The organism is Aeromicrobium senzhongii (assembly GCF_014334735.1).
GTDB classification, from domain to species: domain Bacteria; phylum Actinomycetota; class Actinomycetes; order Propionibacteriales; family Nocardioidaceae; genus Aeromicrobium; species Aeromicrobium senzhongii.
In genome coordinates this window covers 2224825-2240020 of sequence record NZ_CP060587.1, presented here as the reverse complement: position 1 = coordinate 2240020, position 15196 = coordinate 2224825, and the positions used below count along the sequence as shown (strand labels likewise).

General features: G+C 71.4%; 19 protein-coding genes. 10 read left to right on the top strand and 9 right to left on the bottom strand.

The window, feature by feature from the left end:
* The first annotated feature begins 26 nt into the window (after positions 1 to 26).
* On the top strand, positions 27 to 1247 hold the full coding sequence (locus H9L21_RS11145; RefSeq protein WP_154596833.1) for an MFS transporter: 1221 nt from the start codon (positions 27 to 29) through the stop codon (positions 1245 to 1247).
* Positions 1240 to 1977, top strand: a complete 738-nt coding sequence (locus H9L21_RS11140) for a MerR family transcriptional regulator (protein ID WP_154596834.1) — start codon at positions 1240 to 1242, stop codon at positions 1975 to 1977. Before H9L21_RS11145 ends, H9L21_RS11140 begins: the two co-directional genes overlap by 8 nt.
* A 12-nt stretch (positions 1978 to 1989) precedes the next feature.
* On the opposite strand, the gene H9L21_RS11135 is transcribed toward H9L21_RS11140, so the two are convergent.
* Genes H9L21_RS11135 through H9L21_RS11115 form a run of 5 tightly spaced genes read right to left on the bottom strand, consistent with a single transcriptional unit; the run spans position 1990 to position 5780 of the window.
* Positions 1990 to 2565 carry a hypothetical protein gene (locus H9L21_RS11135; RefSeq protein WP_154596835.1) on the bottom strand — a complete coding sequence of 192 codons (576 nt, stop codon included), beginning with the start codon at positions 2563 to 2565 and terminating at the stop codon, positions 1990 to 1992.
* An 11-nt stretch (positions 2566 to 2576) separates the two neighbouring features.
* Positions 2577 to 3722 carry a zinc-dependent alcohol dehydrogenase gene (locus tag H9L21_RS11130; protein WP_154596836.1) on the bottom strand — a complete coding sequence of 382 codons (1146 nt, stop codon included), beginning with the start codon at positions 3720 to 3722 and terminating at the stop codon, positions 2577 to 2579.
* Positions 3719 to 4474, bottom strand: a complete 756-nt coding sequence (locus tag H9L21_RS11125; RefSeq protein ID WP_154596837.1) for a hemerythrin domain-containing protein — start codon at positions 4472 to 4474, stop codon at positions 3719 to 3721. Before H9L21_RS11125 ends, H9L21_RS11130 begins: the two co-directional genes overlap by 4 nt.
* Positions 4471 to 5304, bottom strand: a complete 834-nt coding sequence (locus H9L21_RS11120; RefSeq protein ID WP_187411466.1) for a cytochrome c oxidase assembly protein — start codon at positions 5302 to 5304, stop codon at positions 4471 to 4473. Before H9L21_RS11120 ends, H9L21_RS11125 begins: the two co-directional genes overlap by 4 nt.
* Positions 5301 to 5780, bottom strand: a complete 480-nt coding sequence (locus H9L21_RS11115) for a DUF2243 domain-containing protein (RefSeq protein ID WP_222865768.1) — start codon at positions 5778 to 5780, stop codon at positions 5301 to 5303. Before H9L21_RS11115 ends, H9L21_RS11120 begins: the two co-directional genes overlap by 4 nt.
* Before the next feature lie 172 nt (positions 5781 to 5952).
* On the opposite strand from H9L21_RS11115, the gene H9L21_RS11110 reads away from it, so the two are divergent.
* The 7 genes from H9L21_RS11110 (at position 5953) to H9L21_RS11080 (ending at position 12943) form a co-directional block, all read left to right on the top strand.
* Complete coding sequence (locus H9L21_RS11110) at positions 5953 to 6402, top strand: DUF4383 domain-containing protein (RefSeq protein WP_154596838.1); 450 nt, start codon at positions 5953 to 5955, stop codon at positions 6400 to 6402.
* Between the two features lie 37 nt (positions 6403 to 6439).
* Positions 6440 to 7009, top strand: coding sequence for a DUF488 domain-containing protein (locus H9L21_RS11105; RefSeq protein ID WP_255467038.1), 570 nt, complete (start codon positions 6440 to 6442; stop codon positions 7007 to 7009).
* Positions 7010 to 7029: 20 nt separating this feature from the next.
* The gene (locus tag H9L21_RS11100; RefSeq protein ID WP_154596839.1) at positions 7030 to 8277 is read left to right on the top strand and encodes a sensor histidine kinase; all 1248 of its coding nucleotides are present in this window, start codon (positions 7030 to 7032) and stop codon (positions 8275 to 8277) included.
* Positions 8274 to 8957, top strand: a complete 684-nt coding sequence (locus H9L21_RS11095; protein WP_154596840.1) for a response regulator — start codon at positions 8274 to 8276, stop codon at positions 8955 to 8957. The genes H9L21_RS11100 and H9L21_RS11095 overlap by 4 nt, the downstream gene beginning before the upstream one ends.
* 128 nt (positions 8958 to 9085) lie before the next feature.
* Entirely contained in the window at positions 9086 to 9838 is a 753-nt protein-coding gene (locus tag H9L21_RS11090) for an ABC transporter ATP-binding protein (protein WP_154596841.1), read from the top strand.
* The gene (locus H9L21_RS11085; protein ID WP_154596842.1) at positions 9835 to 11706 is read left to right on the top strand and encodes an FtsX-like permease family protein; all 1872 of its coding nucleotides are present in this window, start codon (positions 9835 to 9837) and stop codon (positions 11704 to 11706) included. The genes H9L21_RS11090 and H9L21_RS11085 overlap by 4 nt, the downstream gene beginning before the upstream one ends.
* Before the next feature lie 58 nt (positions 11707 to 11764).
* Positions 11765 to 12943, top strand: a complete 1179-nt coding sequence (locus H9L21_RS11080; protein ID WP_154596843.1) for an alcohol dehydrogenase catalytic domain-containing protein — start codon at positions 11765 to 11767, stop codon at positions 12941 to 12943.
* 15 nt (positions 12944 to 12958) lie between these two features.
* Here H9L21_RS11080 and H9L21_RS11075 read toward each other — a convergent pair whose 3' ends face one another.
* The 3 genes from H9L21_RS11075 to H9L21_RS11065 are packed head-to-tail and all read right to left on the bottom strand — an operon-like array spanning position 12959 to position 14629.
* Positions 12959 to 14038: a carboxylate-amine ligase gene (locus H9L21_RS11075; protein ID WP_154596844.1), complete on the bottom strand. Its 1080-nt coding sequence runs from the start codon at positions 14036 to 14038 to the stop codon at positions 12959 to 12961.
* A gap of 40 nt (positions 14039 to 14078) precedes the next feature.
* Entirely contained in the window at positions 14079 to 14240 is a 162-nt protein-coding gene (locus H9L21_RS11070) for a DUF8730 family Cys-rich protein (protein WP_187411465.1), read from the bottom strand.
* Positions 14240 to 14629, bottom strand: a complete 390-nt coding sequence (locus H9L21_RS11065; RefSeq protein WP_154596845.1) for a carboxymuconolactone decarboxylase family protein — start codon at positions 14627 to 14629, stop codon at positions 14240 to 14242. The genes H9L21_RS11070 and H9L21_RS11065 overlap by 1 nt, the downstream gene beginning before the upstream one ends.
* 102 nt (positions 14630 to 14731) lie before the next feature.
* Between H9L21_RS11065 and H9L21_RS11060 the strand changes: the two genes are divergently transcribed.
* Positions 14732 to 14992, top strand: a complete 261-nt coding sequence (locus H9L21_RS11060; RefSeq protein WP_154596846.1) for a metal-sensitive transcriptional regulator — start codon at positions 14732 to 14734, stop codon at positions 14990 to 14992.
* A gap of 21 nt (positions 14993 to 15013) precedes the next feature.
* On the opposite strand, the gene H9L21_RS11055 is transcribed toward H9L21_RS11060, so the two are convergent.
* Positions 15014 to 15187 (bottom strand): hypothetical protein, encoded by a 174-nt coding sequence (locus tag H9L21_RS11055; protein WP_154596847.1) that lies wholly within the window; start codon positions 15185 to 15187, stop codon positions 15014 to 15016.
* Between the last annotated feature and the right edge of the window lie 9 nt (positions 15188 to 15196).

The window sequence follows — 15196 nt, the reverse complement described above, 5'->3', positions numbered from 1 at the left end:
CGACGTCAGGGTTTGGACTGGGGGACATGCGGACACCAGTGCTCTACCTCGGCTCCTACTTCGTCTCGGTCCTCGGCAACTCGATCGCAGCCATCGCCCTGCCGCTGATCGTCCTCCAGCTGACGGGAAGTGCGATCTCGGCGGGCTGGGTGGCGGCGGCCACCGCAGTGCCCGCGGTGCTGGCGGGATTGTTCATGGGTGTGGTCATCGACCGGATCAACCGCGTGACCTCCTCGGTGCTCACGGACCTCGTCTCGGCCGCGTCGATCGCGGCCCTGCCGATCGTGGACGCGCTGGCGGGACTCGAGGTCGCCTGGTTCGTCCTGTTCGGGATCATCGGTTCGCTCGGCGACGTCCCGGGGATGACCGCGCGCGAGGCCCTCCTGCCAGGCATCGCGCGGGACTCGAGCCTCTCCCTCGAGAGGCTCGTCGGGGTGCGCGAGTCGCTCGGCAGCATCTCGCTGCTGATCGGTCCGGCCGTCGCGGGCCTGCTGATGACCCTGTTCGAGGGATCGACGGTGCTGTGGATCACCGCCGGCACCTCGCTGCTCGCCGCGCTGCTGACCCTCGCCATCCCGCGCCGAGTCGGCCGCACCGAGGACGTGCCCGCCACCGAGCCGCTCGGGGCGTGGGCCGAGTTCGTCGAGGGGTGGCGACTCCTGACCCGGACCCGCGTCGTCGCGATGGTGACCGGGTTGATGCTGTTCTCGGTCATGGTGCTGTCCGCGTTCCAGGCGCTGATCCTGCCGGTGCACTTCACCCGCATCGACCGGCCCGGGCTCCTCGGTTTCGTGCTGACCTCGATCGCGGCGGGCCTGCTCGTCGGCAGCGCCGTCTACGTCGTGCTGGCCCACCGGTTCACGCGGCGTACCTGGCTGGCCACCGGTCTGCTGGTGTCGTCGCTCGGCTTCACGGTCGTCGGCCTGCTTCCGCCGACCTTGCTGCTCTTCGCCGCGGGCTTCGTGCTGGGTCTCGGCAGCGGGCTGTGCGGTGCGCTGCTCGGCCTGCTGACGGTCAGCGGCGTCCCGGAGACCGCGCTCGGGCGGGTGATGGGCGCCCAGAACGCTCTCGTCACGGCGGCGGCCCCTGCAGCGATCCTGCTCGCCGCGGTCGTGATCGAGCACGTCAGCCTCACTGCGGCCGCGCTCGGCTTCGTGGCACTGTGGGGCGTGACATCGGTCGTCGCAGTCGTGGGCCCCGCGCTGCGCGACCTCGGGCCGATCGAACCGGAGACCATCGATGCGTAGCGGAGAGCTCGCCGAGCTCGCGGGCGTGACGGTACGGACGATCCGGCACTATCACCAGATCGGCATCCTCGAGGAGCCCCCGCGCAGCCTCAACGGCTACCGCGAGTACGGCGTCGGCCATCTCGTCCGCGTGCTCCGGATCAAGCGGCTGGCCGACCTCGGGTTCGCCCTGCAGGACCTGCCGCTCGACGACGACGCCGACCACGACTCGCGGTTGGCGTCCCTCGACGCGGAGCTCGCGGCGCAGATCGACCGTCTGACGCGACAGCGAGCCGTCATCGCGGCGCTGCGCGCGGGCGGTGCCTCGCCCGACCTGCCACCGGAGTTGGCCACCCATGCCGCGCTCGCGGTCGGCCTGCCGCCACGGATGGCCAAGCTCGAGCGGGAGCAGGTGCTGCTGCTCGCGCACCTCGGTGGCGAGGAGGCGTCGCGGCTGCTCGAGGACCTCCACGAGCGTCTCGCCGAACCCGCGGTGACGGCGGCGTTCGGCTCGATCTACGAGCGGTTCGACCTCATCGACGAGTCGACGCCGGCCGTCGAGCTCGACCGGCTGGTGACGGAATCGACCGAGGCGCTGGTGGCCGCCCTGGGCGACCTCGATCTCACCACGCCGCTCGATCTCGGCTCCGCCGAGGGTCTGATCGACGAGCACGGCGCCACCCAGCTCAACGCCACGCAGCTGAAGGTCCTGAACGAGATTGCCGAACAGCTGTCGCAACGGCTCGCCTGAGACGCGCGTTGATCAGGCTCGGACGAGCCGCCGCACCACCCGGGCGACCACCCAGCCGCTGAGGAGTGCCGGCAGCGCCAGCACCACCGGATCCATCACCTGGTGCTTGTCGACGCGCCCGCGACCCCAGCGGGACCGGATGCCGTGATACTGACGCTCGGCCCGGATGCCGGTCTCCTCGACGAAGCTGTCGGGCCGGTCGGTCGAGAACGACTGCCACAGTGCCTGCTTCGACTCGATCCGGTCGGCCGCCAGCAGCAGCAGCCAGTGCGCCGCGCGGGCCTCGCTGAACTTCGCGTAGGCGAACCGCCGCACGGCCCCGGGGACGCCGTGCAGGGGAGCGACCGTGCCGAACACGGGCGTCAGTCGCGCGTGCTCGATCGAGCGCTCACGCGGCGGGGACGTGTCGGGCTGCTCCTCGGGGAAGTCCCACACGATGCCGTCGGGGACGCCGTCGACCAGCTCACGCGGGTAGGACGGGCGGTCGGCCGGGTCGAGGTCGACGCCCCAGCCGGGGATCCGCTCGCGCAGTTCCTCAGGCGTCGGGATTCCGGGTCGGACGCCACGGATGTACGGGATCTTCGCCATCGTTCAGCTCCTCACGATGCGGGCACGAGGACGGGCTTGATGCACCCGTCGAGCTTGGCCGAGAACAGGTGGTAGCCCTCGGCCACGTGGTCGAGGGGGATGCGGTGCGTGATGATCTCGCGCGGGGTGATGTGGCCGTTGCGGATGTGCTCGAAGAGTCGGGGCCACTGCCGCTTGACCGGGCACTGGTTCATCCGCAGCGTCAGGCCCTTGTTGAGGGCGTCGCCGAACTTCACGGCGCTGAACATCGGACCGTACGCGCCCATCACCGAGATCGTGCCGCCCTTGCGGACTGCGTCGATCGCCCAGTTGAGCGCGATGGGCGACCCACCCTGCAACTTGAGCTTCGCCGAGGTGACGTGCTGCAGCAGGTTGCCGTCCGCCTCGGCCCCGACCGCCTCAATCACGACGTCGGCGCCGAGGTCGTCGGTGATCTTCTTCAGGTGCACGACCACGTCGTTGACCTGCCCGAAGTGCACCGTCTCGGCGTGGGCGAACCGACTGGCGAACTCGAGCCGGTCGCTCAGGTGGTCGACCACGATGACGCGGCCGGCGCCCATGAGCCACGCCGACTTCGCCGCGAACAGGCCCACCGGACCGGCGCCGAAGACGACCACGACGTCGCCCTGGGAGATGTCGGCCAACTGAGCACCGAAGTACCCCGTGGGCAGCGCGTCGGTGCACATCAAGGCGTCCTCCTCGTGCATCCACTCGGGGATCACGGTGGGGCCGACGTCGGCGAACGGGACGCGCACGTACTCGGCCTGACCACCGTCGTACCCGCCCGTGGTGTGCGAGTACCCGTAGATGCCGCCGACCGCCGTGGCGTTCGGGTTCACGTTGTGGCAGTTGGAGTACAGGCCCTTGGCGCAGAAGTAACAGGTGCCGCAGAAGACGTTGAACGGCACCATGACGCGGTCGCCGACCTGCAGGTGGCGCACCGACGGGCCGACCTCGTCGACGACACCGATGAACTCGTGGCCGAACGTCGTTCCGACGCGAGTGTCGGGCATCATCCCGTGGAACAGGTGCAGGTCCGAGCCGCAGATCGCCGCTCGGGTGACGCGCACGATCGCGTCGTTGGGATGCTCGATCCTGGGGTGGGGCTTCTCCTCGACGCGGACCCGGTAGGGGCCTCGGTACACCATCGCCTTCATGCCCGTCCTCCGTTCATTGCTGCCGTGGTCGGCGCCGTGGTTCCCGGCGGCCGGCTGGTCGACGACCGCTCGCCGATGCGCATGAGCGGGAGGTCCTCGATGCGACCAGCCAGGCGCGCCAGGGCCGCGCCGGCGCGCTCGGCGGGATCACGGAACCGCTCGGATCGCTGAGCCAACCGGTCGAGGTTGTCGCGCCCGCGGTCGGTGATCGTCAGCGGCAGCGCCGCCAGCGCGTTCCCCGGAGGCCGTCGCGCCACCACCGGGTGCGGCCGCGTCGGCGAGATCCGGCGCACGATCTCCCAGGCGATGCCGAGGGCCTGCAGCTGCCGTTCGCTGACGCGCTCCTGCAGGCGCGGGAAGAGCTCGTCCTCCTCGTCCCGGACGTCCTCCTGCAGCACGCGGGTCAGCCGGTCGAGGATGGGTTCGCGCCGCGGATCGTCGGAGGCCAGCGCCTCCAAGGAGGTCCACAGCTCGTTGACCTCCTGGTGCTCCTGCTCGACCCGGAGCGTCAGCGTCTCGCCGTCGGGCAGCACGCGTCGCATCACGGGCCACAGCACGGACTCCTCGGCGAAGGCGTGCGGGAACACCAGCCGGGCGATCTCCCGCAACACGCGATCCTCGACCGGGCCCGGCGATGCCTCCGCCAACTCGTTCAGGAGCCGGTCCAGTCGGACGTGGTCCTTCTTCTGACGGGTCAGCACACTCAGGCGGCCGCCCATCTGGTCCTGGGTCTGACGTGCGAGCGAGGTCATGTCCGTGGTGTACCCACCCTGCTCGAGCCGACACCGACCGCTTCGCGCGATCTGGAGCGCCGCTTGAGCCACGTCGCGAACAGGGCGGTTGCGAGGAGGATGTCGACGAAGTCCCCGCCGTAGTACATCCACTGGGCACCCGCTTGCATGTCCGAGACGGCGTAGTCGGTACCCGGGGGCAGCTCGCCGGCGCGGGCGTAGAGGACCTTCGCCAGGTAGGCGTGAGCCGCGCCGGCGAGGACCAGCACCACGACCCGCGTCGTCATCCCCGGCCGTCGCGGCGCGGGATCCGGGCCGGCGATCGCCCAGGCGAACAGGTACCCGGCGATGAGGAAATGGGCGTGCACGAGGTGGTGGACGGTCGTGCTCTCGGTCGACAGCGCGTACAGCGGCGTCAGGTACAGCACGAACATCCCGCCGACGCTCAGCACGGCCGCCGTGACCGGGTGCGAGAGCAGGTGGAAGGCGCGCGTGCGCAGGACGGCGGTCAGGACGCGCGCGGCATCCGGGCGCAGGACGCCCAACAGCAGGGTCACGGGAGCCCCCATCACGAGGCCGATCGGCGCCAGCATGCCGAGGAGCAGGTGCTGCACCATGTGGGCTCGGGCCGTGGGGGAGTCGGTCAACGGCGACAACGCCAGCGCGATGACGACCGTGCCGGCGACCCAGCCGGCGGTGCGCCAGGGGTCCCACGCGCGCCCTCGGCGCAGCCTCCATCGCCACGTGCCGGCGAGGTAGATCCCGGCCGTCACCAGCACGAGGACCAGCGGCACGAGCCAGGCGCCGAGGTCGGCGCCCGTCGCCGCGTGGTGTCCCGCGTGGGTGGTCACGACCGCCGAGCCGCCGGGGGCCGGCGCCACAGCAGCAGCGCCCCTGCGCCCAGGAGGATGATCGCGAAGACCAGCCACGTCAGGTCGTAGGGCAGGAGGTCGACCCCGTAGCGGATCTCGTGGAGACCCAGCAGCTTGTGGTTGATCGTCCCGTCCCACAGCTGGAACGCGCCCATGCCGAGCAGCAGTCCGGCCCACGCCTGACGGGGCACGAAGGACCCGGCCCGTCGGACGTCGAGCAGGACGAAGAAGCCGGCCACCATCGCCACGACCGTGGCGGCGTGCAACAGGCCGTCGGAGATCAGGCCCACCTCGGAGGTCGACTTGTCGTAGAAGTGGTGCCAGCGCAGCAGCTGGTGCAAGACGATCTCGTCGATCGACGCCACCAGGCCCAGGCCGATCAGCACGCCTCCCCAGGTGGATCGGGTGTTCGCCGACCGTCCTCGGGTCGCGGGGTCCACTCGTTCTCCGGTCACGAAGCCTCCTCGTCTGCCCCACGAGTACCCCGCGTCCGCCCTTTTACACGGGGGTGTGGAGGTGAGCGCTCGCTCGGTGGAACTTGTTCAAAAAACCGCATGATTCCGGGGGTCGCGGGTACCCGTGACTCGTCCCAACAACGGAAGGAAGATCATGGCAACACCCTCATCCATGACCGCCACCAAGATGCAGACCGCCGCGACAGTGTTCGGCGCCGTGTTCCTGGTGGTGGGGATCCTGGGCTTCATCCCGGGCATCACCAGCGACTACGACACGATGAAGTTCGCAGGCCACGAGTCCGAGGCCAAGCTGCTCGGGATCTTCCAGGTGTCGATCCTGCACAACATCGTCCACCTGCTGTTCGGCATCGCCGGACTGGCTCTGGCACGTGCGTGGAGCACCGCTCGGGCGTACCTCATCGGCGGCGGCGTCGTCTACGCGCTGCTGTGGCTCTACGGCCTGTTCATCGACAAGCACCATGAGGCCAACTTCGTCCCGCTGAACACGGCGGACGACTGGCTGCACTTCGTGCTGGCCGTCGCGATGGTCGGCCTGGGCGTGCTGCTCAGCCGTGAGGCGCGTGAGCTCGGTCGCACCCCCGGTCGCACCGCGCGTCGCTGAGCTCGGTGGATCTTCCCCCCGGTGACGGGCCCGCGGCGTGACCAGCGCTGCGGGCCCGTTGCTCACGATCGGGCATGGCACGTCCACGCGTGCCGAACTGGCCGATCGACTGCGCGATGCGGGCGTGCAGACGCTGGTCGACGTCCGCCGGTTCCCCGGCAGTCGGCGCAACCCCGAGCTCTCGCGCGAGTCCCTCGAGGTCTTCCTGCCCCTCGAGGTCTTCCTGCCCCTCGAGGGGATCGCCTACCTCTGGCAGGAACGACTGGGCGGGCGACGCCGCGTTCCGGCGGGCGGGGACGACCGCGACGCCTGGTGGCGGGTCGAGGCGTTCCGGGCCTACGCCGCGCACACCCGGACGACGGAGTTCCAGGGCGCGATGACCGAGCTCGTCGATCTCGCCGGACGATCACGCGTCGCCGTCATGTGCTCGGAGTTCGTCTGGTGGCGGTGCCACCGGCGACTCGTCTCGGACGTGGCGATGCTGGTCCACGACCTGCCCGTCGAGCACGTGATGCCCGACGGCCGCCGCCAGCGGCACGAGCCCTCGGCCGGGGCGCGCATCGCGGGGGAGGGGCTGACCTACCCGGCGGCGGGGCTTGACGGCTAGGTCGATGGGACGATGTCCCCGTGAACCAGAGCCTGACGCCGCGCGCCGTCGATGCCGCCGTCGCCGGCGTCACCTGGCTGGTCGCGGTCGCCGGTCTGGTGGCGCTGCCCGTCGTGGCGGCCGTCGACAGCGAGGGCCTGGGCGACGTCCCCGGCCCGGACGACGCGCGCTGGTGGGTGCTGCTGCTCGGTCTCTCGGCCCAGGCCGCCGCGCTGCTCATGGCGCGGGAACGGCCGGCCCTCACGGCGCCGCTGGTGGCGGCGATCGGCTGCGGCGTCTCCCTGGTCGCCGGGGAGACCGCCCCGGGACTGACGTCGCTCGCCGTCGTCGTGGCGGTCTACCGCGCCGTCTCGGTGGGCTCCGTGGCCCGGCTGCGGTGGCCGCTGCTCGGGTCGGCGGCCCTCGTGGCGGTGGCGGTGATCGGCGCAGGTGCCGGCGCCGATGCGCCCGTGGCCCTGGTCGTCGAGGGTCTCGCGCAGGCTGCCCTCGTCGTCGGTGCGCCCGTTGCCGTGGCGTCCTTCCTGTCCTCACGCCGAGCCGCCGCCCGTGCCCAGCGCAACGAGGCTGAGGCGATCGTCCGCGAGCACGAGGCCCGACTGGAGGCCGCGATCGCCCGGGAGCGCACGGGGATGGCCCGCGAGCTGCACGACATCGCCGCCCACCACCTCTCGGGGATCGCCGTGATGCTGGCCGCGGTCGACCGGCAGATCGAGACCGATCCGCAGGCGGCCCGGGCCGCCGTGCGCGAGGTCCGCGGACAGAGCCGTGAGGTCCTCGACGACCTGCGTCGCCTCGTGGGCCTGCTGCGCGACGACGACGTCGCCCGCACCTCGGTCGAGTGCATCGAGAGCGTCACCGGGTTGGTCGAGCAGGCCGGCGCGGCGCCCGGAGGGGTCGAGTTCGTCACGCTCCGCGGCTCGGACCAGCTGCCGACGGCCGCCGGGGTCGGCCCTCTGGCCCAGTTGGCCGCCTACCGGATGGTGCAGGAGGCGCTCGCGAACGCACGGTCCCACGCGCCCGGGGCGCGGTGCCGGGTCGAGGTCGACGACCGAGCCGCCGACCGTCTCGTCGTGACCGTCGACAACGCGCCCTCGACCGTGGCCCCGAGTGGATCCAGCGGTGGCTTCGGCCTGCGCGGGATGCAGGAGCGCGCCGATCTCGTCGGGGCGCAGTTGGAGTACGGCCCGTCCGTCGACGGCGGCTGGCGGGTACGCATGACGTTGTCGCGCGAACCGGGCACGGCATCGACCGGAGGGGAGCACGCATGATCCGGGTCCTCATCGCCGACGACCAGCCGCTCGTGCGGGCGGGACTGTCGGCCCTGCTCGGGGCCGAGCCCGACATCGAGGTCGTGGGTGTCGCGTCCGACGGCCGCGAAGCGCTCGACCTGGCTCGGTCGCTGCGTCCCGACGTGGCCTGCCTGGACATCCGGATGCCCGGCCTCGACGGCGTCAGCGTCACCCGCGAGCTCTCCGGTCCCGACGCCGACCCGGAGGTCCCGGTCGTCATCCTCACGACCTTCGACCTCGACGACTACGTGTTCGGGGCGCTCGAGGCGGGCGCAGCCGGCTTCCTGCTCAAGGACGCCGAGCCCGAGATCATCGTGCGCGCGGTGCGCCGGGTCGCCGAGGGGCACGGCACCATCGACGAGACGCTCACGGTCCGCATCATCGCCGAGTTCAACAGCCGTCGACGACTGCAGCCGGTGACGGCCGATCGCGCCGACGACCTGCTGACCCCGCGCGAGCTCGAGATCCTCATGCTGCTGGCCGAGGGGATGTCGAACGAGGAGATCGCCCGCGAGCTCGTGCTCGAGGTCTCGACGGTGAAGTCGCACCTGGCGCGGATGATGCCCAAGCTCGGGGTCCGATCGCGGCTGCAGGCGGTGGTCTGGGCCTATCAGAACCGCATCGTGAGGGTCGATCCGTCCGGCCCGCGCGGCGGCTGAGACCCGGCTTGCATCGAAGGATGCAACCTCGCGATCACCTCCCGAAGCGGCTCGATCGGCAGCGCCGGAGTTCCTAGCGTGAGACGTGCACGGACCACCCGGGTCCGGCGACACGCAAGGGGACCGCGATGACCACCGCGCCGCTCACCACACCATCGGACACCGCCGTGCGGTTCGTCCACGTCGACAAGACCTATCCCGACGGCAACTCGACCGTCTCGGCCCTGCAGGGGGTCTCGGTGGCCCTGGCGCCGGGCTCGTTCACCGCGGTCATGGGCCCCTCGGGCTCGGGCAAGTCGACCTTCCTGCACACCGCTGCCGGACTGGACACGCCCACCAGCGGCCACGTCCTCGTCGGCGGCGTCGACCTGGGAACGCTGTCGAGGGACGCGGTCACCCGTCTGCGCCGTGACCGCATCGGCTTCGTCGCCCAGGCGTACAACCTCATCGAGCACCTCACCGTCGCCGAGAACATCGACCTGCCGCTGCTGCTGGCCGGTCGTCGACCCGACCCTGCGTGGCGGGCCGAGCTGATCGCCTCCGTCGGTCTCGAGGGCATGGAGCGGCGGCTTCCCGGTGAGCTGTCCGGAGGTCAGGCGCAGCGCGTGGCCATCGCCCGGGCGCTGGTGACGCGACCGACGATCGTGTGCGCGGACGAGCCGACCGGAGCCCTCGACTCGCGGACGGCGGAGCAGGTGCTGGACGTGCTGGTGACGTCGGCGCGCGAGCTGGCCCAGACGGTGCTGCTGGTGACCCACGACCCGAAGGTCGCGGCGGTCGCCGACCAGGTGCTGTTCCTGGCCGACGGGCGGTTCACCGACCGGCTCGTGGCCCCGACGGCCGAGCAGGTCGCGGCTCGCATGCTGGAGCTGGCCCGATGAGCATCGTGTGGTCCTCGGCCCGCGCCGCGGCGCGCGTCCACCGGGCCAGCATCGCCGGCAGCTTCGCCGTGGTCGTGCTGGCCTCAGCGTTGCTCACGGCCACCGGTGCCTGGGTGGAGGCGGGGATCCGTCGCAGTCAGGGCGCGGTGGAGCCGGGCGCGGGCGAGCTGCTCGCCCTCGCGACGTCCTTCGCCGGGACGACCGTCCTGATCGCGCTGTTCCTCGTGGCGTCGACGTTCGGGCAGTCGCTGCGGCAACGGCGCCGCCAGTTCGCCCTCCTGCGCACGATCGGCGCGACGCCCGGTCAGGTGCGGTCGATGGTCGTGGCGGAGGTGTTGCTCGTGACCGCCGTCGCGGTCCCGGTCGGCGCTGTTCCCGGCCTGCTGGCCGCTCCGAGGCTGACCGACCTGGTGGTCTCCAGCGGCATCGTGCCCGCCGGGTTCGAGTTGGGCTTCTCCCTGGCGGCACCCGTCGCGACGGTCCTGCTGCTGGTTCCCGCGGCGTTGGCCGCCGGACTGCTGGCGTCGCGTCAGGTGGCGGACGGGGCCGCGAGCGCCGTGCGTCAGGCCGGTGTCGAGGCACCCGGCCTCGGCCGGACCCGGCGGATCGTCGCCGGTGTCCTGCTCATCTCGGGACTGGTGGTGGCCGGCGTGCCGTTCGTGGTCGCGGGCACCCTCGCCAGCGCCCTGGGTTCCACGTCGGCACTGCTGCTCCTCGCCGCGGTGGCCGTCGCCGGATCGCGTCTCGTGCACACCGTCGCGAGCCGCACCCTGAGCCTCGTCGGCGGACGGGCCGGAGCGGCGCCGACCCTCGCGCTGCTCAACGCGCGCGGCTTCTCGCGTCGGCTGACGACCGCGGTCGTGCCGCTGGCGCTGCTCGTGGCCCTCGGCGGCGTGCAGACCGGCTTCGCGATGACGGCCACGCAGGCCGCGGGCGAGCAGCTTCGCGACGGGCTCTCGGCCGATCTCGTGATCGAGCAGTCGGGCCCCGAGGACTCGGCTGCCGTCGCCCGGACTCCGGGCGTGGACGCGGTCGCGACGATGACGCGCGTGCCCGTGGACGTGAAGACCGACGACGACGAGGGCACGCCGGGATTCCTCGCGTGGGAGTCCTCGAGCGTCCTCGCGTTGAGCGGGGACACCGAGCTCGTCGACCCGGTGGTGCGCGAGGGCTCGTTGGACGACCTGACGGGTGCCGCCACGATCGCCGTCAGCCGCGACGCGCTGATCGGCGGGCTCAAGGGTGTGGGGGACACCGTCGACCTGCGGATGGCCGGCGACGAGGTGCGGGCGACGATCGTCGCCGTCTACGACCGTGGCCTGGGCTTCGGCGACTTCATCGTGGCCCCGGCCGCGATCGAGGGCCTCGCCGCCTCACCCGTGACGGTGCTGTCCGTCGACGGAGCCGGGAGCGACGTCACCGCCGCGCTGGAACGGCAGGGCCTCGTGGCCACGAGCGTCGACGACCACGTCCAGGGCGCCACGGAGGCCGGTGCGGACGGCCAGCGACTGTCCGACGTGCTGCTGCTGGTGCTGCTCGCGTTCAGCGGGCTCGTCGCGGCGAACACGTTGGTCATGCTCACCGCCGGTCGCGCGGCCGAGTTCCGGCTGCTGCGACGCACCGGGGCCACCCGATCGCAGCTGCTGGCGATGATCGCGACGGAGTCGATGGTCGTGGCGCTCACCGCGATCGTCATCGGGGTGGCCTGTGTCCTGCCGTCGCTCGTCGGCGCGGCCTACGGCCTGCTGGGCACCGTCGTGCCGGCCGTGAACTGGCCGATCAGTCTCGGCCTCATCGGTGCAGTGCTCCTCGTGAGCCTGCTGCCGATCGCCTCGGGCCGACGCCTCACGGCGGGAGCCGCCGTGTAGGCCCGCCGGTGATGGGTACCTCCGGGAGACCGACGTTCTCGACGAAAAAGGTGCATAGATGAAGGCCGTGACCTGGCAGGGCAAGCGCGACGTACGAGTCGAGGAGGTGCCGGATCCGACGATCCAACAGGACACCGACGCGATCATCGAGGTGACGACGTCGGGGCTGTGCGGGTCGGACCTGCACCTGTACGAGGTGCTCGGACCGTTCATGACACCGGGCGACATCCTGGGCCACGAGCCCATGGGGCGGGTCGTCGAGGTCGGCAAGGGCGTGAGCGACCTGCAGGTCGGCGACCGCGTCGTCGTCCCCTTCCAGATCGCCTGCGGCTCGTGCTGGATGTGTGACCACGACCTGCAGACGCAGTGCGAGACGACGCAGGTGCGCGACCAGGGCATGGGCGCGGCCCTGTTCGGCTTCAGCAGCCTGTACGGCGCCGTCCCGGGCGGCCAGGCCGAGCTCCTGCGCGTGCCGCACGCCGACTACGGGCCCATCAAGATCGAGTCCGACCTCACCGACGAGCACTTCGTGTACCTGTCCGACGTGCTGCCCACGGCGTACCAGTCGTTGCGGTACGCCCAGGTCGGCGAGGGCGACACGCTCCTGGTGATCGGCCTCGGTCCGATCGGCGACATGGCCGTGCGGTTGGCGCTGCTCGAGGGCATCCGCGTCATCGCCGTGGATCTCGTTCCTGAGCGGATGGCGCGCGCCGCCGCCCGCGGGGCCGAGGTCTACGACGTCACGAAGGTCGACGTCGCCCAGGTCGTGCGCGAGGCCACCGGCGGCCGGGGCGCCGACGGCGTCATCGAGGCGGTCGGCATGGAGGCGCACGGCTCGCCCGTCGCCACGATCGCGCAGAACGCCGTCGGCCTGCTGCCGGACTTCCTGGCCCGCAAGGCGATGACGACCGCGAGCATCGACCGGATGAGCGCCTTCAACCTGGCGGTCGACGCGGTCCGTCGCGGCGGCACGATCTCGCTGATCGGCGTCTACGCCGGCACGGTCGACCCCGTCCCGCTGCAGGTCCTGTTCGACAAGCAGGTGACGCTGAAGATGGGCCAGGCCAATGTGAAGCGCTGGGTCGACGACGTGAAGCCGATCGCCGAGGATTCGTCCGACCCGCTGGGCCTGGGCGACTTCGCGACCCATCGCGTGCCGCTGGACCAGGCGCCCGAGGTCTACAAGAACTTCCAGGCCAAGACCGACAACACGGTCAAGGTGCTGTTCAAGCCCTGACGATTCGTCCGTCCGTCAGTGCTGCGGGTCGGTGCGCTGGACCAGGTCGGCCATGACGGCGACCAGGTCGAGTTGCTCACCGGCGACGGAGCGCTGGCGGACGGCCCCGTTCCCCTCGGTGAGGAGGCGGTGGACGCCGTCGGTCACGACCGCGGTCGTGCCGGCCTCGTCGAGAGCGCCGCCCAGGGTCTTGAGCAGCGACTCGAGCGCCTGTTCGGCCGCCACGAACGTGCCGGTGGCGGGATCGAGCAGCGCTCCGCCCAGCCCGTCGTGGCGGGCCCGCCAGCGAGCCGCCTTGAGCGTCTCGAGCCGCCACGTCCCGGGCTCGTGGCGCTCCGACAGGACCGTGGTGACGAGCGCGCGGGTCACCTCCGCGACCAGGAGCGCGTCCTCGACCTCGGTGCAGACGTCGGCCACGCGCACCTCGACCGTCGGGAAGTTCTCGGCCGGCCGGGCGTCCAGGTAGACCATGTGCTCGTCGATCGCGGCACCGGAGGCGATCCAGCCGTCCACCATCGCGCGGTACGTCTCGTGGTCGCCGAACGCCTCGACCGGGCCCGCGGTCGGCCAGGTGTCCCACAGGTGCCCGCGCCAACTGGCATGCGACGTGTCCCGGCCGTGGAAGAACGGAGCGTTCGCGGACAGGGCCGTCAGCAGCGGAGTCCACGGCCGCAGACTGTCGATGACGCGCACGGCGTCGCGGTCGGGCACCTCGACGTGGACGTGCATGCCGCACGTCATGCCGTTGCGCGCGATCTCGCCGTAGCGGGCGATCATGCGTGCGTACCGGGAGCCGGGTGTGGGCTGGGGTTCACTGCCGCCGAGCACGTCGACCGGCACGGCCGCGAGGCCGAAGCCCGCGGCACGTGCCGCCGCAGCGGCCGAGGAACGCTGCATGAGCAGGTCGTCGCGCAGGGTGCCGGGATCGTCGTGGGCGTCGGTCTGGATCTCGACCTGTTGCAGGAACAGCTCGTGGTCCATCTCCTCGCCGGGATCGAGCCGGCGGTGCGCTCGCACCACTGCGTCGGACTCCGGGACCAGCCGGCCCTCGGCGTCGACGACGAACAGCTCTTCCTCGATACCTACGCGTTGCACTGGCCCAAGGTACCCGCGCGCGGCCCGGCCGGCACTGCGATCAGCGCCCCAACAGCCGCCGCAGCCAGGAGTCGTTGTTCGGGTCCTCGTGGCCGCCGCACCACTGGGCGGCCGGAACCGTGGCCTTGACGGCGGCGACGTGGTTGCCGCAGCCGGCCCAGGTGGTCTTGCCGCACGTCTTGCAGGGGGTGGCTCGGCACATCAGACGGTCGCCTCGTTCGCGTCGATGGCGTCCGCGAACTCGCAGAACGCCTCGTAGGCCCGAGCGCCGTGGACCGTCGCGGGACCTCCGTGCATGAGGAAGGTGACCCCGATGGCCTCGGCAGCCTCCTGGCGGGTGGCGCCGGCGCGCGCGGCGGACTGGCCGTGCGAGGCGATGCACCCGTCGCAGCCCTCGACGACGCCGATGGCCAGCGCGATGAGCTCCTTGGTCTTGCGGTCCAGCTCGCCGTCGGCGAACGCGGCGCCCGACAGCTCGGCGAAGCCCTTGTAGACGTCGGGGATCGCCTTGCGCAGGGCACGGTGCTGGGGCGAGAGCTCGCGCAGCACGGCCTTGCCGTGGGAGGAGCCCGTCGTGGGTGAGTCGGTCATGGTTCTCTCGATTCGTGTCAAACAACCCCCAGGGGGGATACGTGCTGTACGATAACAGAACCCCCCGGGGGGATACAAAACCGAGCGACGAAGGAACGACCGATGCAACTGGAACCCGACGAGGTCAAGGCCATCACCCTGCGACTCAAGCGGGCGAACGGGCACCTGGCGTCGGTGATCCGGATGCTCGAGGAGGGCGCGGATTGCGAGGACGCCCTGACCCAGCTGGCGGCGGTCAACAAGGCGATCGGCCGTGGCGGCTACGCGCTCGTGGCGACGGGCCTGCAGAAGTGCCTCGTCGAGGGCGGACCGGACAGCGTCGACGCCAAGAAGATGGAGAAGCTCTTCCTCGCCCTGGCGTGAGCCGCCCGGCCCGCCGGCCGCCTACTGGTCGGCGACGTCGGGTCGCGTCGGCGACTGCGGGGTGTCGTGGACGTCCTCGGACGTCGTGGCATCGGTCGCGGGGGGAGTGGGATCCGCCGAGCTCTCGCTGACGGTGCCGGACTCCTCGTTCTCGTCCTTGTCCTTGTCCTGGGAATCGTTCGGGTCGTGGGTCATGTGATCCCT